This window comes from Pseudoduganella sp. jia 12 (genome assembly GCF_055502675.1).
Window position 1 is genome coordinate 388,867 of record NZ_JBUXKP010000003.1, and the last position, 24,781, is coordinate 413,647.

The window sequence follows — 24,781 nt, forward strand, 5'->3', positions numbered from 1 at the left end:
TCTCATAAGCCGCGCCGGGCAAGTTGAATTTTTCTCAAGAAATTATACGCGCTGCGACGGATCACCTCGCGCACATTAGCACATGGCCCTTGCAAAATGCGCAACGAACCGTATCTGATCCCTGATTTCCTTACAGCGACACGCTACGGCTACATACAAGGACAACACATGTTTCCGAAACCGCCCCGCCCCGAGCCACCGCGCCGCGCCATCGCTGCGCACGTCGTCCAGCAGCGCGACAGCCGGCATGTGCCGGACGTGCTGGTCGTGGATTCGCCTGTCGTACAGCCGCCTCCCGCGAACGATGCCCCCGTGCCCGCCACGGATCGGTAGGCGGAACCACGGCGCTTTTCGGTATACTTCACGGCCATGAACAAGTACACGCGCATGTCGGAAGAATGGGACCGCTGGCTCGACGCCAGCCTGGACAAGGGGTGCCGCACGCAGGACATCGTGGCCGCGATGGTGGCGGCCAATTACGATGCGGCCTATGCGGAGCGCACGGTGCTCGAGCGCCAGGCACGACGCGCGAAGCTGGCGCCGGTGGTGGCCGGCCCATACCGCTACGGCACGCCGACGATCCGGCACCGCAACAACGTGATCGCCACGGCCGACCGCACGGTGCGCGTGGCGATGCGCATCGAACAACCGGTGGTGGCCGTGCTGGACGACGTGTTCTCGCCGGAGGAATGCGATGCCGTCATGGTGCTGGCGCGCGCGCGGCTGCAACCGTCGGCCACGCTCAGCCCCACCACGGGCGAGAACCAGGTCAAGGAGCACCGCACCAGCCAGGGCGCCTTCCTCGACGATACCGGCGAACCGCTGCTGCAGCGCCTGAACCGGCGCATCGCCGAGATCATGAACCAGCCGGTGGCGCATGGCGAAGCGCTGCACGTGCTGCACTATGGCGTGGGCGCCGAGTACAAGCCCCATCACGATTATTTCGATCCGGCCAACACCGGTTTCGCGGCCACGCTGAAGCGCGGCGGCCAGCGGGTGGCCACGCTGATCATCTACCTGAACGACGTGGAAGAAGCCGGCGACACGGTGTTCCCGAAGCTGGGCCTGTCCATCGTGCCGCGCAAGGGTTCGGCGGTGTATTTTGAATATGTCAACGAGGCCGGCCAGCTCGACGAGGCCAGCCTGCACGGCGGCGCGCCCGTGGAGCGTGGCGAGAAATGGGTAGCCACCAAGTGGGTGCGCCAGGGGGTTTTCAAGTAACCATGGCGGCACCTGGCGGGTCACCACGCCACTGATGATGGTTTCAAAGCATGTACGCATTTCGCTTTTGCGCCAGGCCGTTGACGAATCCCCGGGATAACCAGCTATCCCGGGGATTTTCCGCCTGGCCTGGCACGAAAATCCATCGCTTCAAACCACCAGGCCGTTGCCAGGTGACCCACTGGCAGGGTGCCGCCGGCGGACACTTGTACGCATATTGATTCGCGGGCTTACTCGCCTTCTTCCCCGATCTGGTCGATGATGCGCTTGCCCTGCTCCACGCCGCCGTCGTTCATCCCGAGCGGCACGTAGTAATGGAATAACGGCTCGCCGTCCTTGTACACCGAGCCCATGCAGATTTCGTAGCCCTTGTACTGCACCGTTTTCAACCGTGACAGTTCTGCGCCGATCATGTGTGCCTCCCCGTTATCAGTCACTGTATAGGGGCCGCCCGGCCGGGCGGCGGACCTTTGTTTGATATCACCCTGCGGTTCCGAGTATGCCGTGCACGGAACGCGCGAACTGTGCGCGGCTTCACCAAGCGAAGTGAGACCTGGCGCCGGCGCAACAGCCGCCTGTCCAGCCGGGGTTGGAACCGGACAGTGCGGGAATCACTTCGCCGGTGCCGGCGGGCCCGGCTCGACCAGCACCAGCTTGCCCGTCTTCGGGTCGCGATAGACTTCGCCGACCCGGTCGTAGCCGCTGCCGGCCTGCGTGATGCCGGCGGCGGGCCGCTCGATCTGCCGGCCCTTCTCGACCGGCTGCGGCGCCTTGAGCGCCCCCTGGCTGCCGGCGATCGCGGCGATCAGGCCGCAGGCGAATACCAGCATCACATCGACGAGGTTGACCAGGCTGGCGCGCGGATCCTCGTCCCCGCCGTCGAACCGGGCGTCGAGGTGCGAATACAGGCGCAGGCGCTTGCGCGGCGGCGTGGCGCTCATGCCGCCTGCTCCATCGCGTCTTCCATGGCTTCCAGCGTTTCCTCGTACCAGCGGCGGCGCAGCTTGCCGATCACGAGGCCGGCGATGCCTGCCACGAGTCCCAGCACGGTCGCGTCGAACGCCACGGTAACGGCGCTGGCCAGCTGCGCCGGATCGCCGGCGCCCAGCGCGGCCAGACCCGGGCCCAGCGGAATGATCGTCGCCATCAGGCCCAGCATCGGAGGAATGCGTGCCAGCAGGTCGGCACGCTCCAGGCGGTGCCGGGCGATCGCCTGCACGTGCGCGACATTGCCGGCTGCGCGCATCTTGCGCAAACCGTGGAAACGTTCGCCGGCCGCGATGCCCGCCTCGATCACGGCAATGGCGCAGGCCAGCAGCAGCGCCGCCAGCGACGGCACGAGCAGCCAGCTGACCGCGTCGTGCAGCCAGCCGAAGGAATGGGGTTCGATCATGGTGAGCTCCTTGAAGGTTGAGGTACGGCGCCGCCGCGCCACAGGCCCGCCGCGAACAGCGCGACGACGGTGGCCAGCATGGCCAGCAACCTGACGATGGTGATGCCGGGAGCTTGCTCCACGGCAGCTTCTTGATGCAATTCATAAGCACGCGGCGCCGGCTCCGCACCCGCCGCATCTTCGCCGGCAGCCTTTACCTGCGCCTGCTCTTGCTGCTGAGCCCGTGTCTCCGTGGCGGAGTCGGGGTTTCGAGGAGTACTACTCCTCGCCGACGAAGCGGTGATGCCGTGCACGGCATCACTCCTTTCAGGCACCGGGACACGGGGACCATTGGCGGCGGTGGCGGCAGGCAACAGGTCGCCGCGCGCCTTCGCCAGCGTGGCGCCGAGCGCCTGCGCATCGGCGGCGTCGAGCCGGGGTGCAAGCCAGGTCCACATCGGGTGGTCCGGCGCCGCGTGGCCGCTGCCGGGCAAGCCATTGGCGGACACGAGCCGCGCGAGCTCGCCGCCCATCTGCCTGATCGTGGCGGGATCGGTTTTCCAGAAGCCTTTCTCGGCGGCGACCATGAAGATCGCCAGCATGTGCGCCTTCACGTGCGCATTGTGGCGCTGGCCGAGGAACTGCGGCAGGTCCAGCCCGTGCTTGTCGTCGAAGTAGACGGATTTGACTTCCTCCCACGCCCAGTCCTTGACGAGGTCCGGCCGCGTCACCTGCCAGCCCCACAGGTTCTCGAGGAATTCCTGGCCCATCGTGCGCGCGCCAGCGTAGCCGTGATCCATCAGGGGCTTCAGCCATGCGGGATTCAGGAAGCGGCCGCGCAGCTCGCCCAGCAGCGCGGCGGCCAGCGGTTCGACTTCGGCACGCCCGGGCTGCGCGTGCTGCAGGATCAGCGCATCCGGCACGCGGCCGGTACGGCCCTCGACGGCCAGCGACAGGCCGCCCAGGTAGTCGAACGCATCGTTGTTGTCGAGCAGGCCGTACAGGTTGCTGGCGCGGCCGTGGTAGGTGCGGGCGATGCCGTCCAGCGCCGCGTCGAATGCCGCGTGCTGCGCCTCGCCGCTGCCATCGAGGCCATAGGCATGGCCCATGCGGTTGCGGTAGGCGGCACCGATCTCGTCGCGCTCGCGCCAAGCGCCGGAGCGCTCGGTCAGGCGGTTCACGCCCGTGCCGTAGGCGCCCGGCGCATCGCCGAACACGCGCTGCGCAGCGCCCCGCCCGGCTTCCGCCACCGGCTGCCCCGCGCGCACCAGCGCACGGTGGCGGGTCAGCCATTCGCCCGCGACGCGGTTGCCGGCTACCGGCTCGTCCCCCCACGCCGCGCCGTTCAGGGGTGCGAGAGTGGCTTCGAGCGCCTCGCGCAGCGGTGGATCCTGCGCGATCAGCGTGTTGGCCGACGCGGCGAGCGCCAGCCGGCCGGCGCGGTCGATGAGCCGGATCAGGTTCGGGTACAGGTCGCGGAACAGGCCGGACGTCGTCACCAGCGCATCGCGCCGCGGCGCCCCGGGCCTGAGCCGCACGCCGGTGACGATACCGCGCGCATTCCACTCGGGTTCCGCGCCCATCATCGCCAGCGCGAATGCCACCATCACGCCTTCGTCGCGCACCGCATCGGACGCCCACAGGATGATGCCTTCGCTGCCCGGTGCATCGGGCGAGCGTGCGATCGCCTTGGCGGCCAGGTCCGCGCCGAGCTGGTAACCCAGCTTCGTGGGCAGGATGTCGCCATCGACCGCATGGAAGTTGCGTCCCGTCGGCAGCGCCTCGGGCGAGCGCAGCGGGTCGTTGCCCTTGCCGGGTTCGATGTAGCGCCCGTCGAGCCCGGCCAGCAAGGCCTTCATCTCCAGCCGCGGCGAGTCGGTCAGCCTGGCGGCTACGTCAGGGCCGTCGACACCGCCCTTCCTCATCGACGCCAGCATCAGGTCGATCGATTCCTGCTTCCACGGCCGGCCGAAGATGTGCAGCCCATGCGGCATGAACTTCTCCTGCAGCTTCGTCAGGTAGTGGCCGATCTCGTGCGCCAGCAAGTCGTCGTCGGCCGCGTCGTAGCCGATGCCGCGCACTGCCAGCACGTCGGCCATCGACGCTTCCAGCTCCGCCTTCAGGTTCAGCGCCACCACCCGCTCGCGCATCAGCCCTGCCGCCTGCGTCTTGAGCGATTCGGAGCTGGCCGCCTCGTAGCTCTCCACCACCTGGCGCAGCGCCAGCAGGTCGTCGTACAGCGGCGTGCTGGCCAGCGGCGGCGTCAGGTGGTCGACGATCACGGCCAGCCCGCGTCGCTTGGCCTGCGTGCCTTCGCCGACACCGTCGACGATGTACGGATAGATGCCCGGCAGGTCGCCGGCAATGAGGCTCGGGTAATCGTCGCCCGCCAGGCCGACGGCTTTGCCGGGCAGGAACTCATAGGTGGAGTGGCGCCCCACGTGCACCAGTGCGTCCGCCCTGAACCGGTCGCGTACCCAGTGGTAGAACCCCAGGTACTGGTGCGGCGGCGTGATGCTCGTGTTCGCGTGCAGCAGTTCCTCGTCCACTTCCCAGCCGCGCGGCGGCTGCGGACCGATGAACACATTGCCGAATACGAGGCCCGGCACCAGCATCCTTCCCTCGTCGACCATGATCTTGCCCGGGGCGTTCCCCCACCCTTTCAGGCCTTCGATGCCGTAGCCGGCGACCTTGCGGTTCAACGGGTCGAGGGTGGCGCAGCGGCGCGGCGCGCGCACGTCCAGGCAGGCCCGGTAGCCGTCACCCAGCGCCGCCAGGTCGCGTATCGCCGCGTCGCGCTGCGGGTGGTCCGCTCCTTCGACGAGGTGCTGCAATTCCTTGACGATCACGTCCACCTGCTTGCGGCCCAGCAGCCATTCGCCGGCCTGTTCCGCCTCCAGCACGTCGGCATGCAGGCGGCCCAGCAGGCCGCTCGTCATCTCGCGCTGCACACGCGGCGACAGCGTACCGAACCACCTGGCATAGTCCGCCGCGCCCACGGTATTGACGGTGCCGGCCAGTTCCCGCAAGGCGGCACGGTCTTCCGGCAGGTTGACGCCGTGCGCCATGATCCGGTCGAGCAGCGCTTCCGGCGATGCGGGCAGCTCGCCCACGGTGTAGCCGGCGTCCTTCAACGCGCGGAGCATGTCGAACAGCGTGGCCGGCACGTCCAGGTTGTCGGCGCCGATGTTCTGGCGGCCCGGCGGGTGGTTGTAGTAGATCAGCGCCACGCGCTTGTCGCGGTTGGGCTTGTCGCGCAGTGCCAGCCAGCGCGTGACACGGGCCGCCAGCCGCGCCGCCTCCGCATCCAGCATGACCGACGGCCGGTTCTCGATGCCGGTCGCCCTGTCGCGCTTCACGTCGCCCAGCGCCGCCACCACGATCGGCTGGCCGATGCCCTGCAGTTCCGGCAGCGCCACGCGGTATTGCACGGAATCGGGCGGCAGGCCGTCCGGCGACAGCCGCCATTGCAGCACGGTGCGGTCGGACAGCCGGATGCCCTTGAACACGGGAACATCCAGGCGTTTCAATGCCTCGGCAACGGCCTCCCGCCCTTCCGCCGCGCCCACGACGAAATCCTGCAGCACCACGAGCGCCGCCGGCCGCGCCGGGGCCACCAGTTCCGGCAGCCGTTCCAGCGCCTCGCGCGAAGCGCCGCCCCACCGTGTGAGCACTTGCACGCATGGCTGGCCGGCGGCTTCGATACGCGCGCACAGGGCGGCCGGCACGGCCGCATCCATGTTCGACAGGTCCAGCACCACCACGGCGGCCTGCGCCTTCAATCCCAGCCGGGCGCCATTGCCCCACGCGGCGGCATCGACGAGTTCCCGCCTGCCCACGCGCACGCGCAGCGTCGGCTCCGGCTGCGGGCCGGCCAGCGGCGTGGCCGGATGCAGCCGGTGCGCGAACAGCGCCGCGGTGTTGTCGACACCACCGGCCTGCCACACGCGGCGCGCGGCCAGCCAGTGCGGGGCCGCCGGATGCGCTGCCGCGGCCTGCAGGGCGGCCGCCGGCGGCGCCTCGCTGGACAGGTCGCGCAGCGTTTCGGCCGGAAAATCGCGCATGCTGCCACGCGCATCGCGGCTCATCAGGCTCAGGCCCGCATCGCCGTTCAGCGCCAGCACCGCCGTGCGTGGCTTGGCATGGCGCGCCAGCGCCGCCTTCAGCCGCTGGGCCGGGTCGCCGAACAGCGAGACGGCCAGGATCGTGTCGGCCCCACCGACCAGCCGCGCCACATCGCGTTCGTCCAGCGCCATCCATTGCGCCGGCGTGCGCAATTCGATGCGGTCCTTCGGGTGCAGGGCCAGGTGGCGGTGCGCCGCCTCGACCGCCACCGGCGCGGCACGTTCCGTGACGATGGCGAACAGCGTGGCGGCATGGCCGCTGGCGCAGGCAAGGATGCACAGCAGCGCAGCCACTGCGCGCAGGGAGGGGAAAATGCTCAAAGGTAGGCAACGGCCGTGAAAACGCAACAGGCCGGACCACACCCCGGGCCCGGCACATCATTGCAAACGGCCGGTCTTCTGGCTCGCCATCGTCCTTGCCGGTTCATGCCTTCCCGTGCGCTGCACAGTGGCGGTGGAACCGGGTCGTCTGGCTTACAGCAGCGGGGGCTGCGCCGGACTGGCGGGGAATGGAGATCCCCCGCGTCACCGGCTTCCCGTTTCACCCTCGCGCCGGCAGGCGGGAGGGCACCGTTTACTCGAGCCGGGATTCTACATGCAACGGTGGCACGCTGTCACCGGCTCCTTCAGCCGGCGCCCTCCACGCGCAGGCGCCGCAGCCCCGCCAGCCCCGCGCCCAGCACGCCGCCTGCCAGCACGAACACGGCCAGCACATCGCGCCAGGGCACTGCCGGTTCGGCCGCGCGCGGCACGAATGCCGGCCGCTTGCCGAAATCTTCCGTGCCGAACGGCCGGTCGTTGAACAGGTACGGATAATAAAACTCGCGGATGCGGCGGTGGAATGCCGCGATATCGTCCTGGTAGGCCAGTTGCGCCGGCAGGTCGGTATCGGCGAGGCGGTGCAGCACGGCCTGCGCGCCCACGCCCGGCAGCAGCCAGCCGAGCCGCCCGGTCCATGCCTGGCGCGCCAGCAAGCCGTCGCGGTAGGCGGCCACCTGGCCGGCCACGCTTTCATCGCCCACCTGGTGGAACGCGAAATACCATTTCCAGTGGAAGCCCGGCGGCACCTGCGCCTTGTCCTGCCATGCCGGGTGGGTGGCGACGAACTTGCGCATCGTTTCATCGCGCGGCACTTCCCACGCCCCGTGCACGGTCTGCCGCTGTGCCAGCATCAGGTCCACGCCCTGGTGCACCGGGATCGCGCGCACGAGGGCCACATTGGCCAGCGCCGGCAGCACCAGCGTCAGCAGGGCCCAGGCCCCCATCAGCGTGGTGGCGTTGGTGACCGAGCGCCAGCCGCGCGCCGCCACCAGCATCGCCAACCCCGTCCAGAAGGCGAGATAGGCCGCGCTCAGGACGAGCACGATGCAGAGTGCCGCGATGCCGGTGCCGGACAGCGCCGCGCCGGCGCACACGGGAATGGCCAGGCAGGCGAACAGCAAGGCATAGCGCAGCGCCACGCGGCGCCGCCAGAGCCGCGCCGCATCGGGCATGGCCAGCAGCAGCCGCAGCCGCCCCGCCTGCCGCTCGCCGGACACGAGGTCGTGCAGCAGCGCGATCGCCAGCAGCGGCGCCAGGTAGATCAGCACGAACGCGAAGTCGAAGCGGCCCGGCAGCGCGATCTCCGGATTGAAGGTCTCGCCCTCGTAGAGCTGCGCCTGCAGGCCGAGCGCGCGGATGCGCAGCACGTAGGGCGCCACGTCGCGCAGGCCGAGCGCCAGGAACGCCGCGTCCGACGGCGCATCCCACGTGTTGTAGAACGTGTAGTAGGCCGGATTGCCGGCATCCTTGCTGGCCGGGTAGCGGGCCGCCAGCGCGGCCACGTCCTGTTCGTGCAGCGGCGCCAGCCGGTCGATGGTCTGCCGCTGGCGTGCCACTTCGCGCATGCCGGACCAGACGGCCAGCGCGGACAACAGCAACAGCAGCAGCAAGGCGGCGACGGACAGCCGCGAGCGCACGATCAGGCGCATTTCGAATGGGAGCCAGTTCATCGCACCGCCCTCCCCAGCCGGCCGGCAAGCAGCCAGGCCAGCGCGCCCAATGCCGCCAGCCACAGCGCCAGGGTGGCACCGGCCGGCGCAGCGCGGCGCAGCGTATCGGCCAGCGACGCCGGTTCGTAGCGGAACGCCGGGAAACCTTGCCAGTGCTCGCGCGACACGCGGTTTTCCTTGCTCCGGTCGATGTCGTCGGCATAGGCGAGCTTCTCCGCCTGGAGGCGGTTCAACCCCTGGATCAGCGCATAGCGATAGCGCTCGCCCTGCTCCAGGAAACTGCGGTAGCTGGCCAGGTCGGTGCCGGCCGCCGCCATCGACAGCCGGCGCAGCGCCAGCGCCGGGCTGGCCCAGCCGAAGGCATCGATGATTTCGCCCTGGCGCTCCTGCCGGTCGAACGCGGTGGCCGCGTAGCGGTTGAACAGGTCGCTGGACTTGCGCTCGCCCTCCATGCCCACGAGGCCCTTGAAGTTCACCGGCAGGTCTTCGATGCGCGCCACGCCATACTGCTTGAGCAGGTTGTCGCGGAAGGCGGCGAACTTCGCATCGTTCGGATCGTGCGAGTCGCCCAGTGCCAGGTATTCGCGCTGCACGTGGATCGCGTCCTCGAAACGGGTCGGCAACGCCACCGCCGTATTGGCCATGTCCGGCACCCAGCGTGGCAGCAGGATGACGATCACGGCCCACGCGGCGAGCAGCACGAGCAGCGCATCGCGGCCGCGCGCCACGCACATCGACACGAGCACCACGCCCAGCACCCACAGCAGCAGCCAGGCGGCATAGCCGGCGGCCAGCACGGCGGCCAGCGCCCAGGGCGCATGGCCGGCGGCGGCGAACCACGCCAGCGCGGCCAGTGCCGGCAGCAGCGCCAGGCCGGCGAAACCGGCCAGCGCCAGCAGCTTGCCCAGCACCACCTGGCGGCTGCGCACGCCCTGCGCCAGCAGCACGCGCAACGTGCCCGATTCGCGCTCGCGGGCCACGGCGGCGTGGCCGAAGAACACCAGCAGCAGCGGCGCCAGCACCTGCAGCACGAACGCCGGCGTCAGCTGGCCGAAGCGCAGCAGCAGCGACGTTTGCCGCACGTCGCCGAAATTGGCGCTGTTCTGGCGGTGCCCTTCCAGGAACAGCGTGTTGCCCGTGAAGCCATCGATGCCGGGGTCGAACGCGGCCAGCGGATTCAGGGGGCGGAACAGGAAATGCCCGTAATGCACCATGCGGTGCGGGTGGCGGTCCGGCTGCGCCTCGAATTCATGGTTGGCCTGCGCCTGGTAGCGGGTGCGCTCGGCGTCGGCATTGCGCTGGTGCTCGTGGGCGGTCATCGCCGCCACCAGCGTCAGCACCGTCAGCAACAACAGGCCGGCCACCGCCGCGCGGTCGCGGAACAGCGCCCGCCATTCCTCGCGCGCGATGCGGACGGCGATCCTTCGGGCGGCGCTCATGCCGCCAGGCCGCCGTAGCGGCGGTGCAGCGAACGCACGTCGAAGCGGTCGGCGCCGGTGGCGGCCACTTCCTCGAGCAGGCGGCCGGCATCGAGGAAGCCGATGCGGTCGGCCACGTCGGCGGCGCTGAGCAGGTCGTGCGTCACCATCAGCACCGCCACGCCCTGTTCGCGCAGCACGCCGAGCAGGCGGTTGAATTCCGTGGTGGCTTGCGGATCCAGGCCTGACGTGGGCTCGTCCAGCAGCAGCGCCGGCACCTTGCGTGCCAGCGCCAGCGCGATCGCCACCTTCTGCCGCATGCCCTTTGAAAATCCCGATACGCGCCTGTCGAATGCATTGCCGGACAGGCCGGCGGCCGCCAGCGCATCATCGATTGCCGCGATGGTTGTGCCATCGCCGCGCTGCCCCGCCAGGTCGAGCAGGTACGCCACGTTTTCACGCGCGGTGAGGTGTTCGTACAGCGCCACGTTCTCGGGAATGTAGGCGAGGTGGCGCCGCGCTTCGTCCGGCTGCGCCACCGGATCCACGCCGTGCACGCGCACCGTGCCTTCGCCCGGCGTGACGAAGCCGAGAAAGAGGCTCAGCGTGGTGGTCTTGCCTGCGCCGTTCGCGCCCAGCAGCGCATAGATCTCGCCCGCGCGGATGTGCAGGTCGAGCTGGCGCAGGATGGTCTTGCCGCCATAGCCGGCGACGACGGCCGTGGCTTCGAGTACATGGTCGCCCGGGACCTTGCCGTGCATGATGTTCAAGCGATGCTCCTTCGATTGGGGATGCCGTGGCCACCGCGGGACCGCCGGTGGTTATTTCCTCAAATGATAATGCATTATCATTCGCATTTGCAATATGCCAAATGTGACGGCAAATTTGCATCGGCGCAACAGGTATTGGGCGGGAAAGGCGACGCCCGCTGTCGAGGACAACGAATTGTTTCTCTACAGAACTTACTAAGGTATAGTCACTCCGCATGGACAACCGGTTCCCGGATGCGGCGACCGCCATACCGATTCCAACACTGCTCCAACGCGACCGAACGATGACCGCCCCAACCTCCGATCTGATGTACCGCCTGCTGGTCGAACGCACTGTCGATTACGCGATCTACATGCTCACGCCGGAAGGCATCGTGTCGAACTGGAACGCCGGCGCCGAACGTGCCAAGGGGTACAAGGCCGAGGAAATCGTCGGCCGCAGCTTTGCCGTGTTCTACAGCGAGGAAGACCGCGCGGCGGGCCTGCCTGAAAACGCGCTGGCCACGGCGCGCGCCGAATCGCGCTTCGAAGCCGAAGGCTGGCGCCTGCGCAAGGACGGCACGCGGTTCTGGACCAGCGTGGTGATCGACGCGATCCGCGACGACGATGGCCGCCTGATGGGCTTCGCCAAGATCACGCGCGACATCACCGAGCGCCACCAGCAGCAGCTGAAACTGGTGGAAGCCAAGGAACTGGCCGAGCAATACAGCCAGCAGATGGCCGGGTTGTCGCACTTCCTCGATTCGGTGATCTCCAACATTCCCGGCAGCGTGCTGGCGCTGGACGTGCGCCCCGGTGCGGGCCTGGGTGAGATCCTGCTGGCCAACGGCCATGCGCGCCGCCTGTTCGCGGTCGACGGCGTCGACATCAAGGGCGGCCTCGTACGCGAGAGCCTCGGCGCCGACGTGGCGCAGTACATCGAGCGCCTGGCCGCGGCGCCCCCCCGCAGCGACACGTCGGACGACAGCATGGTACAGACCCCGCTCGGCCCGCGCACGCTGCGCAGCCGCACGGTGGTGGGCAACCGCCCCGACGGCGCCGGCGACTACCTGCTCGTCATCACCGAAGACGTGACCGAGGAGCTGGCGGCCTTTGCGCAGATCCACCACATGGCGCAGCACGACGGATTGACGAACCTGCCGAACCGCACGTTCTTCAACGAGCGCCTGGCGGCCGCGATCGTGGACAGCATGGAGGACGGCAGCCACGCGGCGATCCTGTGCCTGGACCTGGACAACTTCAAGAACATCAACGATGCCTTCGGCCACGGTTTCGGCGACAAGATCCTGCTGATGCTGGCCGGCCGGCTGAGGAAATGCGTGCGCGAGCACGACACGCTGGCACGCCTGGGCGGCGACGAATTCGCCGTGGTGCTGCCGCGGGTAAAACGCCTCGACGAGGCGAAGCAGGCGGCGCAGCGCCTCATCGAGGCGGTGGCGCCCGGATTCGCGATCGACGGCCACAGTTTCACGGTGGGCCTCTCGGTCGGCATCGCGATCTCGTCGCACCGTGGCAGCACCGCCGAGCAGCTGCTGCGCTTCGGCGACATGGCGCTGTACGAAGCCAAGCGCAATGGCCGCAACCGCTACGAACTGTTCCGCCCCGAACTCGAGGCGGCGGCACGCCTGCGCCGGCAGATGGAGATCGACCTGCGCCGCGCGCTGCACCGCGGCGAGCTGCAGATGCACTACCAGCCGATCATCGAAAAGGCGGGATGCCGCGTTTCCGGCTACGAGGCGCTGATCCGGTGGCAGCACCCGGCCAGGGGCCAGGTGCCGCCGATGGAATTCATTCCCCTTGCCGAGGAAACGGGCCTGATCCACGAACTGGGCGCGCGGGCCCTGAACCTGGCCTGCCAGGAAGCGGCCACGTGGACGAACGGCGAAACGGTCGCGGTGAACCTGTCGCCTGTGCAGTTCAAGAACAGCGAACTGGTGAAAACGGTGGCGCTGGCGCTCGAGGATGCCGGCCTGCCGGCACACCGGCTGGAGCTGGAAATCACCGAGTCGGTGCTGCTGGCCAATACCGAAGGCAATATCCGCACGCTGCAGGCATTGAAAGACCTGGGTGTGCGCATCTCGCTCGACGATTTCGGCACCGGCTACTCGTCGCTGAGCTACCTGCGCTCCTTCCCGTTCGACAAGATCAAGATCGACCGATCGTTCGTGCGCGACATGGGCGAAAGCCGCGAGGCGATGGCGATCATCCGCGCGATCACCGGCCTGTCCAGCAGCCTGCTGATCGAAATCACCGCCGAAGGCGTCGAGACCGAGGAACAGTTCCGTCAATTGCAGGCCGAAGGCTGTTCGCACTTCCAGGGTTTCCTGTTCGGGCGGCCCGTGGCCGCCGAATACCGGATCCAGGAGATCCTGGTGCAGGACCTGGCCACCCGTGCCGCCTGATGGCCCGCACCATGAAGGCTCACCTGCACCGCGCCGGTGCAGCCTCGATCAGTAAGTCTTGTAGGGCAGGAACTTGCCGGACATGGTGATGCTGACCCGGTCTCCAGCCGGATCCGGCTCGCGCTGCAAATCCATGCGGAAGTCGATCGCGGACATGATGCCGTCGCCGAATTCCTCGTGGATCAGCGCCTTGAACGTGGTGCCGTACACGCTCACCAGTTCATAGAAACGGTAGACCAGCGGATCGGTCGGTACGGCCGTCGGCAGCGAGCCACGGTAGGGCACCTGCTGCAGCAGCAGCACCGCGTCTTCCGGCAGGCCGAACACGTCGCCCACGATGGCCGCCTGGCGCGCATCGAATGTCATCTGGCCCAGGCAGCCAGCCGTGACCCATTCCTTCGACAATCCGACCTGCGCGGCCACGTCGCCCCACTTGATCCCCTTGCGGATCTTGGCGGTCATGATCATTTCGGTGACGTCGGTGCGTTGCATGGTGGTCCTTTCAGTGATGGGTGAAGTTTGCAGCCAGTATTCGGCATGAAACATTTAGCATGAAACATGCCACGCCTTTACTGGCACGTCTCGACTATCAAATGAGAATCATTCGTGTTAGCATTATCAATTAGTCCGCATGCGTCCACGACCATTCCCATAACAATCATGAGCACACCAACTTCAGGTTCCACCCGCCTCGCCCTGCGCGCCACCACGGCCGCCATCCTCGCCGCCTTCCCTCTCTGGCAGGCGCACGCACAGACCGCGCCACAGACGCCACCGGCCACGATGGCTGAAATCGAAGTGACGGGCACGAAGGATGCGACCACGGAGAACAGCGGTTCGTACACGACGACCGGCCCCATCGCCAGCGGCACGCGCCTGGACCTGAGCCCGCGCGAAACGCCGCAGTCGCTGTCGATCGTCACGCGCGAGCGCATGGAGGAACAGGGCCTGCAGACGCTGGCCGAGACGATGCAGCAAGTGACCGGTATCTACGTGAACTACAACGACACCGAGCGCATCACGTACAACGCACGCGGCTACGCGATCAACAACTTCCAGGTCGACGGCATGCTGAACCTGTTCGGCGGTTCGCTGAAGACCAACGGCGACAATGTGGTGTACGACCGCATCGAGGTGGTGCGCGGCGCCACGGGCCTGACGACGGGCGCCGGCGATCCGTCGGCCACCATCAACCAGGTGCGCAAGCGCCCCACGCGCGAGTTCCAGGCCAATGCGGCGTTGCGCCTCGGTACGTACGACCTGCGCCGCGCCGAGTTCGATGTCTCGGGCCCGCTGGCCTTCGACGGCAAGCTGCGCGGCCGCTTCGTGACCGCGAAGCAGAAGGCTGAATCGTTCCGGCCCCTGTACGAGCAGGACCTGGGCGCGCTGTATGGCATCGTCGAAGCGGACCTCGGCCCGGCCACCGTGGTGGCGGTGGGCTACGAGCGCCAGAAGTCCGATCCGCGCGGTTCCACGTGGGGCACCGTGCCCTACTGGAACGCGGACGGCTCGCTGGCCAACCTGCCGTCGGACCTGAACCTGTCGACGCCCTGGGCATCCTGGAACATCGACGAGAAGAAAACGTTCGCCACGCTGGAACACCGCTTCGCCGGCGACTGGCGCCTGCGCGCCTCGTGGAGCAAGACCGACCGCGTGCAGGACGGTAGCCTGTACTTCGGCTATGGCGGCTACCCGCGCGCGGACGGCAGCGGCATCATCGTCGCTTCCGGCCGCTTCCCGGCGGATGAAACGATGGACGTGATCGAGGTCAATGTGGACGGCAAGTTCGACCTGTTCGGCCGCCGCCACGACATCGTGTTCGGCTGGGGCAAGGCGGACCGCGAAACGATCTCGCAGCGCGTCACCATCGGCGCGGTGCCGGCCGGCTATGACATGATCCCGAACTGGCAGACGTGGACGGGCGATGTGCCGCAGTTCCCGACAACGGTCGGCGCGGTACCGACCAGCATCGGCAACGTCGACCAGAAAGCGCTGTCGCTGGCCACGCGCCTGCACCTCACCGACGACCTGAAGGCAATCGCGGGCCTGCGCCATGGCGACTACACGACGCGCACGCGCAACTTCAACGCCGACGGCAGTGCCGGTACCACCACCGGCTTCACGCTCGGCTCGATGAACACGCCGTACGCGGGCCTGCTGTACGACCTGAACGAACAGTGGACCGCGTACACCACGTACACGAGCATCTTCCAGCCGCAGAACCTGCGCGACAGGAACAACGAATTCCTCGAACCGGTCGAAGGCAAGAGCATCGAGGCGGGCGTCAAGGCCGAACTGTTCGACCGGCGCGTGAACTTCTCCACGGCCGTGTTCAAGAGCGAGAAGGACAACGTGGGCGAGATCGACGACAGCGTGCCGCCGAATTCCCTGCCCGGCGCCGTGCAGGCCTACCGTTCCACGGGCAAGGGCAACAAGGTCGACGGCTTCGAAGTGGAAGCCTCCGGCCAGGTGCTGCGTGAATGGAACCTCTCGGCCGGCTACAGCCACACCCGTTCGCGCGATGCGCGCGGCAACCCGATCAACACGGTGGTGCCGCGCAACCTGCTGAAGGTGTTCACCACGTATCGTTTCGGCGCGGAGCGCCGCTACACGGTCGGCGGCGGCGTCAACTGGCAAAGCAATATGTGGAACACGGCGCAGCAACCGACCGGCGCCTACAACGCCAAGGGTGCTCCGATCACGGCGTTGTCGCGCATCTCGCAGGGTTCGATCTGGCTCGCCAGCCTGATGGCCAGCTACCGCATCAACGACCACTTCACGGCCAGCGTCAACGTGAACAACCTGTTCGACAAGACCTACTACAACCGCGTGGGGTTCTATAACGGCTTGCACTATGCGGAGCCGCGCACGGCGTCGGCGACGTTGCGGGCGGTGTTCTGACGTCCGGGCAAGCTACCCGGCGGCAGTAGCCGGGGTGAGGAGTGCCAGCCTGCAGGCTGGCACTCCTCCCTGATCCCGGCATTTGTTCCTGGGTGCCTGCATGCAGCTCGACTTGCCAGCCGTGGACCAACTCACATCCTGGGCTTTCAGCACTATCACTCCAGCACCCGGTTGCGCGTCTCCGCATCCACGCACAGGATCGCCCCCGCCCCCGCCAGCAGGAACAGCGCGAGCATCCCCAGCGCCAGCGTGAAGTGCGTGGCCATCACGGGCGCCACGATGGCCGGGGCGAACAGCCCGCCGAAGCGCGCCACCGCGCCCGCCATGCCCATGCCGCTGGCGCGCAGGTCGGTCGGATACACCTCCGGCGTGAACGCATACAGCGCCCCCCAGGTGCCCAGCAGCGCAAAACTCATCAGCAAGGTCGAGCCCACGACGACCGGCGTCGAACTCCCGAGGCTGTAGCACATGCAGCCCAGGGCGCTGAGCACCAGGAAGCCCACCAGCGTGGGTTTGCGCCCCCACCGTTCGACGCCATAGGCGGACAGCGCGAAGCCCGGCAGCTGCACGAGCGCCAGCACGATCAGGAACACCTGGCCGCGCATGAAGCCGAAACCTTCCGCGCCCAGCTTCACGGGCAGGTAGACGAACACGCCATAGTAAGCGATCGAGATCAGGCCCCAGGCGGCGAACAGCGCCACGCTGCGGCGGCGCAGGTGCTTCGAGAACAGCGCGGACAGCGGATGCCGGCCCGCGCCATCCGGCAGCAGCGGCGGGATCGGCACGTTGCGGCCATTGGCCTCGGCCACCCGCTCCAGCACTTTGCGGGCGCCTTCCGGGTTGCCGCTGCGGTTCAGGTACATCGGCGATTCGGGGATATACAGGCGCAGCACCACGCCCACGAGGGCCGGGATGCCGGTGACGAAGAAGATCACGCGCCACGCATTGTCGCCCCACGACGCCGCGAACAGCGCCAGGATCGCCAGCAGGATCGTGCCGACGGCCCAGAACGATTCGAGCATCACGAGCCAGCGGCCGCGCCGGTCGCTGGGCAGGAATTCCGCCATCATCGTGTAGTCGACCGGCAGCGTGCCGCCCACGCCGATGCCGGTCAGGAAACGCAGCGCCAGCAGCCAGGTGAAATCCGGCGCGAACGCCGATGCGACGCCGCAGCAGGCATCGATCACCACCGCTGCCATCAGCACTGGCCGCCGGCCGATACGGTCCGCCAGCCGGCCGAACGCAAAGGCGCCGACCAGCATGCCGATGAAGAAGAACGTCCCCGTTTGCAGCGCCTGCGGCATCGCGATGCCGAACGTCTTCGCGATCGATGGCGCCGAGAAGCCGATGGACAGTACCTGCATCGCGTCGGCCATCCACACCAGTCCGAAGATCACGAACAGGCGGTACTGGAACTTGCCGACGCCGGCAGCCACGATGCCCTGTTCGACGGTTGCGGATGCGGCCGACATGAAATTCTCCGATAATGAAAGCTTCGATTGTAGGCCAGCAATAAGCAGCCGGGCGCGCACGCCGCCATGCTGATTTTGTCGAGCAATCTCACTTGCTGACATACAATATGTTGACGATCGGTACGATCGACCTTTTTACTTTCCGTAAAGCATTATGTCTCCCACTCCCACCGCCCTGCCCCCGATGAACGACGACTTGAGCTGGCTGGCGGGCGGCGGCGAAATGGGTGCGCTGATCCGTTCGATGGACTGGTCGGCCACGCCACTGGGACCGCTCGGAAGCTGGCCGCAAAGCCTGCGCACGTCCGTCAGCCTGTGCCTGTCGTCCACCTTTCCGATCCTCGTGGCATGGGGGCCGGACGATATCCAGATCTACAACGATGCCTACCGCCCGATCTGCGGCGACCTGCATCCGCGCGCGATGGGCGGCGCGTTCAAGGAAGTGTGGGCCAGCGCGCTGCCCGTGGTGGGTGACGCGTTCGAACGCGCGCACCATGGCGAAGGCGTGTACATCCGCGACCAGCGCATGTTCCTCGACCGCGTCGGCTACCTGGAGGAAGCGTTCATGACGTTCTCGTTCTCGCCGATCCGCGATGAAACGGGCGAAGTGGGCGGCATCTTCCACCCGATCACGGAAGCCACGCCGGCGGTGCTGAACGCGCGCCGCACCCGCGTGCTGCGCGACCTGAACGCCGCCATCTCCGATGCCCGGGCGATCAGCGACATTGCCCACGACATCGAGGCCCAGTACCAGGGCATGGCGCTCGACCTGCCGTTCGTGCTGCTGTACCAGATCGATGCGCACAACGGGAAACTGCTGCTGCGCGGCGCGGCCGGCACCGCCGGGCATGCCCACATGGCCCCGGCCATCGCGACGGCGGACGATGCATTGTGGCCGTTCGCCAGCGCGGCCGCGGCGCGCGCTCCCCGGCAGGTGCACGGCTTGCGGGCACGGTTCGGCGACCGCCCGTGCGGTCCCTACGAGGCGGCGCCCGACGCGGCGCTCGTGCTGCCGGTCACGGTGCCTGGCCAGGCGGAGCTGTATGGCTTCGTCGTGGCCGGCGTCAGCGCGGCGCGCGCGCTCGACGAAGACTACCTGCACTTCTACGAACTGCTCGGCGCCACCGTCAACACGGCCGTCGGCAACGTGGTCGCGTATGAAAAGGAGCAGCGCCGTGCCCAGGAACTGGCCGAGATCGACCGCGCCAAGACCGCGTTCTTTTCCAATGTCTCGCACGAATTCCGTACGCCCCTGACACTCATCCTCGGTCCGCTGGCCGACGCGCTGGCTGATGCGCGGGAAGTGCTGCCGCCGGGGCAGCGCAAGCGCATCGACGTTACGCACCGCAATGCCCTGCGGCTGCTCAAGCTGGTGAACTCGCTGCTGGACTTCTCGCGCATCGAGGCGGGGCGTGCGCTGGCCACCTATGTTCCGCTCGACCTGGCGCAGCTCACCACCGACCTGGCCGGCGTGTTCGAATCGGCGATGGAGAAAGGCGGATTGCAGTACCGCCTCGACATCGAGGACCTGGGCCAGCCCGTCTACATCGACCGCGACATGTGGGAAAAGATCGTCTTCAACCTGCTGTCGAACGCGTTCAAGTTCACCTTGCAGGGCGCGGTCATCGTCAGCCTGTACCGCCATGCCGGCATGGCGCGGCTGTCCGTGCGCGATACCGGCAGCGGCATTCCGGCCGCGGAACTGCCGCGCGTATTCGAGCGCTTCCACCGCATCGAAGGCACGCCGGGCCGCACCTACGAAGGCACCGGCATCGGCCTGGCGCTGATCCAGGAACTGGTGCGCCTGCACGGCGGCAGCATCGCCGTGCACAGCAAGGAGGGCAACGGCACCCGCTTCGACGTCGACATTCCCTTCGGCCATGCCCACCTGCCCGCCGAGCGCATCGACCACGGCGGCGACTCGGAGGACGCGCCTGTCGACGGCGACGATGCGCGCCGCATGGGCGCCGCGTCCTTTGTCGAGGAAGCGCTGCGCTGGCTGCCCGATGCGCCGGAACCGGCGCCCGTACCAACGGACTCGCCGGACAGCCGCATGCCCGCGCAGCCGGCCGCAGCGTCTCTGCCGCGCATCCTGGTCGCGGACGACAACAACGACATGCGCGCGTACCTGAAATCGCTGCTCGAGCCGCATGCCGACGTGACCGTGTGCGCCGATGGCGAGGCCGCGTTCGCGCTGCTGCGGCAAGATCCACCCGACCTGCTGCTCAGCGACGTGATGATGCCGCGGCTGGACGGCTTCGGCCTGCTCGCCCGTATCCGCGCCAGCGAACCGCTGCGCCACCTGCCGGTGATTCTGCTGTCGGCGCGGGCCGGCCAGGAAGCCAAGGTGGAAGGCCTGCATGCTGGCGCCGACGACTACCTGGTCAAGCCATTTGCCGCGGCCGAATTGCTGGCGCGCGTGCAGCGCCAGCTCGGCATGGCACGCGAGCGCCAGGAGCGCCATGCCGAGCTGGAACAGCGTGAAACGTACTTCCGTTCGCTCGTCGACATGGCGCCGGTGATGCTGTGGACGACGACATCCGATGGCCAATGTACGTACCTGAGCCGGCGCTGGTATGAATACACGGGCCGCTCGCCCGGGCAGGACCTGGGCTTGGGCTGGCTGGAAAACGTCCATCCGGAAGATCTCCAGCGGGCGCGCGCCATCTTCCTGGCGGCCAATGACGACCACGCGCCGTTCTCGTTCGACTACCGGCTGCGCGGGCACGATGGCACCTACCGCTGGTTCATCGACGCCGGCATGCCGCGTTTCGACGACCTGGGCCGGCCGAACGGCTTCGTCGGCACGGTGGTCGATGTGGACGCGCGCGCGCAAGCCGAGCGGGAGCTGCAGCGGCTGGCGGACGAGCTGACCGCGAAGAACCGCATGCAAAGCGAATTCCTGTTCACGCTTGCGCACGAGCTGCGCAATCCGCTGGCGCCGATCCGCACGGGCCTGGAACTGATGCAGGCGCGCCCCACGGGTCCGGATGCGGAGCGGATCCACGGCATGATGCGGCGCCAGGTCACGCACATGGTGCGCCTGGTCGACGACCTGCTGGACATGGCGCGCCTGTCCGAAGGCAAGGTGGCGCTGCGCCGCGAACCGGTGCAGCTCGACCAGGTGGTGCGCGACGCGCTGGAAATCAGCGCGCCGCTCGTGAAGGCGGGCCGGCACCGGCTGACCCTCGACTTGCCAGCGGGGCCCGTCATGCTGTTCGTCGACCGCCACCGGATCGCCCAGGTATTGAGCAACCTCGTCAACAATGCCGCCAAGTACACGCCGCCGGAAGGCTGGATCGAGGTCGCCGCCAGTCTCGAAGAGGGAACCATCGCGATCGCCGTGGCCGACAACGGCATCGGCATCGATGCGGCCATGCTGCCGACCGTGTTCGACCTGTATGCCCAGGTCGCGCAACATCACGAACTGGCGCAGGGCGGGCTTGGCGTGGGCCTGAACCTCGTCAAGCGCCTCGTCGAACTGCATGGCGGCACCGTGGGCGTGCAAAGCGACGGGGCGGGCCGGGGCAGCCGCTTCACGGTCATCCTGCCCTTGACCGAAAGCGATACCGGGCAAGTCGCCGCCGGGGATGCCGGGGCTGCCGGCATCCCCGGCGCACCCGCTGCCTTGCGCGTGCTGGTGGTCGACGACAATGTCGATGCGGCGCAGATGCTGGCGGCACTGGTGGAGATGCGCGGCCACGCGGTGGACATGGCGCACACCGGAAACGCCGCGCTGGCCATCGCGGCACGCGACCGGCCGCACGTGGTGATGCTCGATATCGGCCTGCCCGACCACAGCGGCTACGAGATCGCCCCGGCGCTGCGCCGCATCGACGGCATGGCGAACGCCATGCTGGTAGCGTTGACCGGCTGGGGAACGGAACAGGACCGGCAGCGCTCGCGCGACGCCGGCCTCGATGCGCACCTGACGAAGCCGGCCGACCTGGCAAGCATCGACGCGGTGCTGCTGGAAGCGGCGGCCCGCGCGGCGGGACTGGTTGAAAGCGCGCTTGTGCCGTCAGGCGGGTTTCAGCCGCGGTAATTCAGCAGCGGTAAAACACATGCCCCGATGGCGACACCGGCGCGTTGCACGGGCACCGAGCCTGCCTGCCGGATGAACTTGCCGTGGCCGAACGCGGCTATCGGGATGGCGTTGGCTTCGGCCAGGCGAATGGCTTGCGTCGTTCCTTGCTCCTTGAAGAATGAAATACTCGGGCTCGGGCTCGGGCTCGGGCTCGGGCTCGGGCTCGGGCTCGGGCTCGGGCTCGGGTTCAGGCCGTGGCCGCCACAGGCGTGCCGGCCTGGCGCGCCACAAGCGCGAAGCACAGCGTGGCGCATGCCCCCACCGCCACCGCCAGTGCGGCCAGGCCGCCAAACCCGGCGTGTGTCGCCACCGTGCCGGCCAGCGCCGGGCCGATCGCCGACCCGGTCATCATCATGGCCGGCGTGGACGCCAGTGCGCGGCCGCTCGGATCGAGCCGTGCGATCAGGCCGAACAGGAAGGTATGCATGAAGATCAGCACGGCCGGATAGACACTGGCCGCCAGCGCATATTGCGGGTAGCCGGCGGCCAGCGAGATCGTCACCGCCAGCGCGGCCTGCAGCGGCGCCGCCACCAGCGCCACGCGCACGGGATTCAGGCGCTTGTCCATGAAACCGGCGATGGCCGCCGGCAGCAGGTTCACCAGGCCGACCGCCACCAGCAGCTGGTTGACGGCTTCCTGCCCGAAGCCGCGCATGATGCCGATCCGGTCCAGCATGCTGAACGTGAGCGCCTGGTTCAGCGCCATCGCGGTAACGCCGAAGATGGCGCACCACGCGGCGCGCGACAGCCGGCCGTGTACGACATGCTCGTGTCCCGCCTTCGCGTGCCGCGGGAATGCCAGCGCGGCCAGCGCCGTCACGGCCATCAGGCCGGCCAGCACCTTGAACAGCGTGGCGCCGCCATGCGCCGCGATCGCCGGCGGCACGGCCGCGTAGAAGACCACCGCGCCGAAGCCCAGTGCCGTACCGGCCAGCGCGAACAGCCGGTGCGGATTGGCACTGCGGCCGATGGTGCCGTGCGTGACCGACAGCGCGGTGCCAGCGGCCAGGCCGGCAACCAGGTGCAGCAATGCCAGGGTACCGAAGTCCGCCGTGAAAGCGGCACCCGCGAATGCCAGTGCCGCGATGCCATAGCCGCCGGCCACGCAGGCGGTGCGCGGCAGCCAGCCGAAGCGCGGCGCCGTGAAGAGGCTGGCGGCGACCGCGCCGGCCAGGAACGCGGTGACCGTGATGCCGGCCTGTTCGAGGCTGAACCGGTAGTGCTGGACCAGTGCGCCGACCCAGACGGGCAGTGCGACCAGGTCGACCATGCCGGTGAAATGGCACAGCATCAGGATGCCGCGGCCGCGCCAGGTTTCCGGCGCACGCCCTTGAGCGAGGTTCTGCATGGTTGTCTCCACATTGTCGTGACGTTTTTGTAGGGGCAACGATAGCAGCGGTCCTGCCAGAACCGAACGCCGGAGTTTCGATACGACGTATCGGCAATTGCGATTGTTCGGGGTGCCAGCGACCACCTGCGGCACGCGATATCAGGTATCGGGAATTGGCTGAGCAGCGGCCCGCTACTGCCGCCTCCGTGCGTGGCGAGCAGGTAAGGCCGATCCGACTCGCCCCCCCGGACTTCTCGCGCCCTGGCACAATTTCGCCTTGAAAAAGCCAAATACTTCACCCTATAGTGAAGTATGCAAACGGACAGGCTCGACACGATCTACCGTGCATTGGGTGATCCATCCCGGCGATCCATCCCGGCGATCCATCCCGGCGGGCCATGCTGCAGCGGCTGTCGAATGCGCGGTCGCTCACGGTAAGCGAACTGGCGGCACCGTTGCCGCTGGCGATGCCGACCGTGCCCAAGCACTTGAGCGTGCTGGAGCGTGCCGCGCTGGTGTCCCGGCACAAGACCGGCCGCACCGTCACCGTGACGCTGCGGCCGGCCGCCATGGCCGAGGCGATGGCGTGGCTGCAACGCGCCGACATCTACCCCGAGGACATCTCATGATCATCGTCACCGCAATGAAATGGGCACCGCCGTTCGCCGCCGGCCAGGTACGCGACCACCGCGTGCGCTGGATCCTCAACGAAGTCGGCTGGCCCTATGAGGTAAGGCTCGTGGATGCGCCGACCATGAAATCGGCCGGCTATATCGATTCGCTGCAGCCCTTCGGCCAGTTGCCCGTGCTGCAGGAGGATGGCCGGCCGCCCGTCTTCGAGAGCGGCGCGATCGTGCTCGACGTCGCCATGCGCGCCGGCCGATGCATCGGCGCAGAGAACACACCCGAACGCGCCGCCGCGCTGCAATGGGTGATTGCCGGCCTGAACTCGATCGAACCCCTGCTGTTCAACGTGGCCGAGGTGGCGTACTTCATGGACGACGAACAGGTGAAAAATGCCAGGCGTCCGGCCGTCGTGCGGGAGGCGAAAGAGCGGCTGGCGATGCTCGAGCAGGCGCGCGGCGGGCGCGACTGGTTCGTGGGCGATGACTTCACCGTCGCCGACCTGATGATCGGCTCCATCCTCAAGATTGCCGACCGGCTCGCGCTGCTCGACGAGCTGCCGGCGCTCGACGCCTGGCATCGCTCGATCCTCGCCCGCCCCGCACACGTTCGGGCCGAGGAAGACCAGAAGGCCGAGATCGGCCGCCACACGCCTGCGGACATGCGCTACAGCGAACTCGCACAACAGGAAATTGCTGCCGACGACGAGAATCACCTCGGCCCCGGCACATAGTCTCTCCTTCGAAAGCCGGCCGGTAGCAGACGGTAAACCGGCGGCGAACGGCCAAACGTGCTAAGGTCGATGCATCTACACGTTCCGCGAAGTGAATTAACGCCTCTTCTCCGCGCCACTGTGATTCCACAGGAGAAGAAGCCATGTTCCCCGCTCTTGCCTACGTCTGCAGGCGAAAGAATTACGTCCAGGCCGCGTATGTGAATGCCGCGCTGGCTCTGCATAATGAAAACAATTCCGAGTACCTGAAGTCCCTGCTCTGCAGCCAGGGCGTCCCTGAAGACGTGATTGCACGCGTACTGTTCATGGGCGCTCCAGTCAGGAAGTCGTGACCGC

18 protein-coding genes and 1 riboswitch are annotated in these 24,781 nt (G+C 67.9%); of the genes, 8 read left to right on the plus strand and 10 right to left on the minus strand.

Annotated elements, in window-relative coordinates; genetic code table 11:
* The first annotated feature begins 168 nt into the window (after nucleotides 1-168).
* Complete coding sequence (locus tag ACY65G_RS07840) at nucleotides 169-333, plus strand: hypothetical protein (RefSeq protein WP_464996797.1); 165 nt, start codon at nucleotides 169-171, stop codon at nucleotides 331-333.
* A gap of 36 nt (nucleotides 334-369) precedes the next feature.
* Nucleotides 370-1,221, plus strand: a complete 852-nt coding sequence (locus ACY65G_RS07845; protein WP_464996798.1) for a prolyl hydroxylase family protein — start codon at nucleotides 370-372, stop codon at nucleotides 1,219-1,221.
* A 230-nt stretch (nucleotides 1,222-1,451) separates the two neighbouring features.
* Here the strand turns inward: ACY65G_RS07845 and ACY65G_RS07850 are convergent, their stop codons facing one another.
* The 7 genes from ACY65G_RS07850 to ACY65G_RS07880 form a co-directional block, all read right to left on the minus strand.
* Complete coding sequence (locus ACY65G_RS07850; protein WP_464996799.1) at nucleotides 1,452-1,634, minus strand: hypothetical protein; 183 nt, start codon at nucleotides 1,632-1,634, stop codon at nucleotides 1,452-1,454.
* 198 nt (nucleotides 1,635-1,832) lie between these two features.
* On the minus strand, nucleotides 1,833-2,162 hold the full coding sequence (locus ACY65G_RS07855) for a DUF2149 domain-containing protein (protein WP_464996800.1): 330 nt from the start codon (nucleotides 2,160-2,162) through the stop codon (nucleotides 1,833-1,835).
* Nucleotides 2,159-2,614: a MotA/TolQ/ExbB proton channel family protein gene (locus ACY65G_RS07860; RefSeq protein ID WP_464996801.1), complete on the minus strand. Its 456-nt coding sequence runs from the start codon at nucleotides 2,612-2,614 to the stop codon at nucleotides 2,159-2,161. Before ACY65G_RS07860 ends, ACY65G_RS07855 begins: the two co-directional genes overlap by 4 nt.
* A complete protein-coding gene (locus tag ACY65G_RS07865) occupies nucleotides 2,611-7,038 on the minus strand; it encodes a cobaltochelatase subunit CobN (protein ID WP_464996802.1) in 4,428 nt (1,475 codons plus the stop codon). The genes ACY65G_RS07860 and ACY65G_RS07865 overlap by 4 nt, the downstream gene beginning before the upstream one ends.
* 51 nt (nucleotides 7,039-7,089) lie before the next feature.
* Nucleotides 7,090-7,307: riboswitch (cobalamin riboswitch) on the minus strand.
* 36 nt (nucleotides 7,308-7,343) lie between these two features.
* Nucleotides 7,344-8,708, minus strand: coding sequence for a DUF3526 domain-containing protein (locus ACY65G_RS07870; RefSeq protein WP_464996803.1), 1,365 nt, complete (start codon nucleotides 8,706-8,708; stop codon nucleotides 7,344-7,346).
* Nucleotides 8,705-10,147 (minus strand): ABC transporter permease, encoded by a 1,443-nt coding sequence (locus ACY65G_RS07875; RefSeq protein WP_464996804.1) that lies wholly within the window; start codon nucleotides 10,145-10,147, stop codon nucleotides 8,705-8,707. The genes ACY65G_RS07870 and ACY65G_RS07875 overlap by 4 nt, the downstream gene beginning before the upstream one ends.
* Nucleotides 10,144-10,887 carry an ABC transporter ATP-binding protein gene (locus ACY65G_RS07880; RefSeq protein ID WP_464997059.1) on the minus strand — a complete coding sequence of 248 codons (744 nt, stop codon included), beginning with the start codon at nucleotides 10,885-10,887 and terminating at the stop codon, nucleotides 10,144-10,146. Before ACY65G_RS07880 ends, ACY65G_RS07875 begins: the two co-directional genes overlap by 4 nt.
* A 293-nt stretch (nucleotides 10,888-11,180) precedes the next feature.
* On the opposite strand from ACY65G_RS07880, the gene ACY65G_RS07885 reads away from it, so the two are divergent.
* Nucleotides 11,181-13,298: a sensor domain-containing protein gene (locus tag ACY65G_RS07885; protein WP_464996805.1), complete on the plus strand. Its 2,118-nt coding sequence runs from the start codon at nucleotides 11,181-11,183 to the stop codon at nucleotides 13,296-13,298.
* Nucleotides 13,299-13,346: 48 nt separating this feature from the next.
* Here the strand turns inward: ACY65G_RS07885 and cynS are convergent, their stop codons facing one another.
* Nucleotides 13,347-13,790, minus strand: a complete 444-nt coding sequence (gene cynS / locus ACY65G_RS07890) for a cyanase (protein WP_464996806.1) — start codon at nucleotides 13,788-13,790, stop codon at nucleotides 13,347-13,349.
* Nucleotides 13,791-13,958: 168 nt separating this feature from the next.
* On the opposite strand from cynS, the gene ACY65G_RS07895 reads away from it, so the two are divergent.
* On the plus strand, nucleotides 13,959-16,199 hold the full coding sequence (locus ACY65G_RS07895; RefSeq protein ID WP_464996807.1) for a TonB-dependent siderophore receptor: 2,241 nt from the start codon (nucleotides 13,959-13,961) through the stop codon (nucleotides 16,197-16,199).
* Nucleotides 16,200-16,354: 155 nt separating this feature from the next.
* Here the strand turns inward: ACY65G_RS07895 and ACY65G_RS07900 are convergent, their stop codons facing one another.
* Nucleotides 16,355-17,671 carry an MFS transporter gene (locus tag ACY65G_RS07900; protein ID WP_464996808.1) on the minus strand — a complete coding sequence of 439 codons (1,317 nt, stop codon included), beginning with the start codon at nucleotides 17,669-17,671 and terminating at the stop codon, nucleotides 16,355-16,357.
* A gap of 154 nt (nucleotides 17,672-17,825) precedes the next feature.
* On the opposite strand from ACY65G_RS07900, the gene ACY65G_RS07905 reads away from it, so the two are divergent.
* Nucleotides 17,826-21,716, plus strand: a complete 3,891-nt coding sequence (locus tag ACY65G_RS07905; protein ID WP_464996809.1) for an ATP-binding protein — start codon at nucleotides 17,826-17,828, stop codon at nucleotides 21,714-21,716.
* A 229-nt stretch (nucleotides 21,717-21,945) separates the two neighbouring features.
* Here ACY65G_RS07905 and ACY65G_RS07910 read toward each other — a convergent pair whose 3' ends face one another.
* Complete coding sequence (locus tag ACY65G_RS07910) at nucleotides 21,946-23,106, minus strand: MFS transporter (RefSeq protein WP_464996810.1); 1,161 nt, start codon at nucleotides 23,104-23,106, stop codon at nucleotides 21,946-21,948.
* 350 nt (nucleotides 23,107-23,456) lie between these two features.
* Here ACY65G_RS07910 and ACY65G_RS07915 point away from each other — a divergent pair, with 350 nt between their 5' ends.
* From ACY65G_RS07915 to ACY65G_RS07925, 3 genes are all read left to right on the plus strand, one after another.
* Complete coding sequence (locus tag ACY65G_RS07915) at nucleotides 23,457-23,717, plus strand: ArsR/SmtB family transcription factor (protein WP_464997060.1); 261 nt, start codon at nucleotides 23,457-23,459, stop codon at nucleotides 23,715-23,717.
* A complete protein-coding gene (locus ACY65G_RS07920; RefSeq protein WP_464996811.1) occupies nucleotides 23,714-24,445 on the plus strand; it encodes a glutathione S-transferase family protein in 732 nt (243 codons plus the stop codon). Before ACY65G_RS07915 ends, ACY65G_RS07920 begins: the two co-directional genes overlap by 4 nt.
* A 143-nt stretch (nucleotides 24,446-24,588) precedes the next feature.
* Nucleotides 24,589-24,777, plus strand: coding sequence for a hypothetical protein (locus ACY65G_RS07925; RefSeq protein ID WP_464996812.1), 189 nt, complete (start codon nucleotides 24,589-24,591; stop codon nucleotides 24,775-24,777).
* Nucleotides 24,778-24,781: the final 4 nt, after the last annotated feature.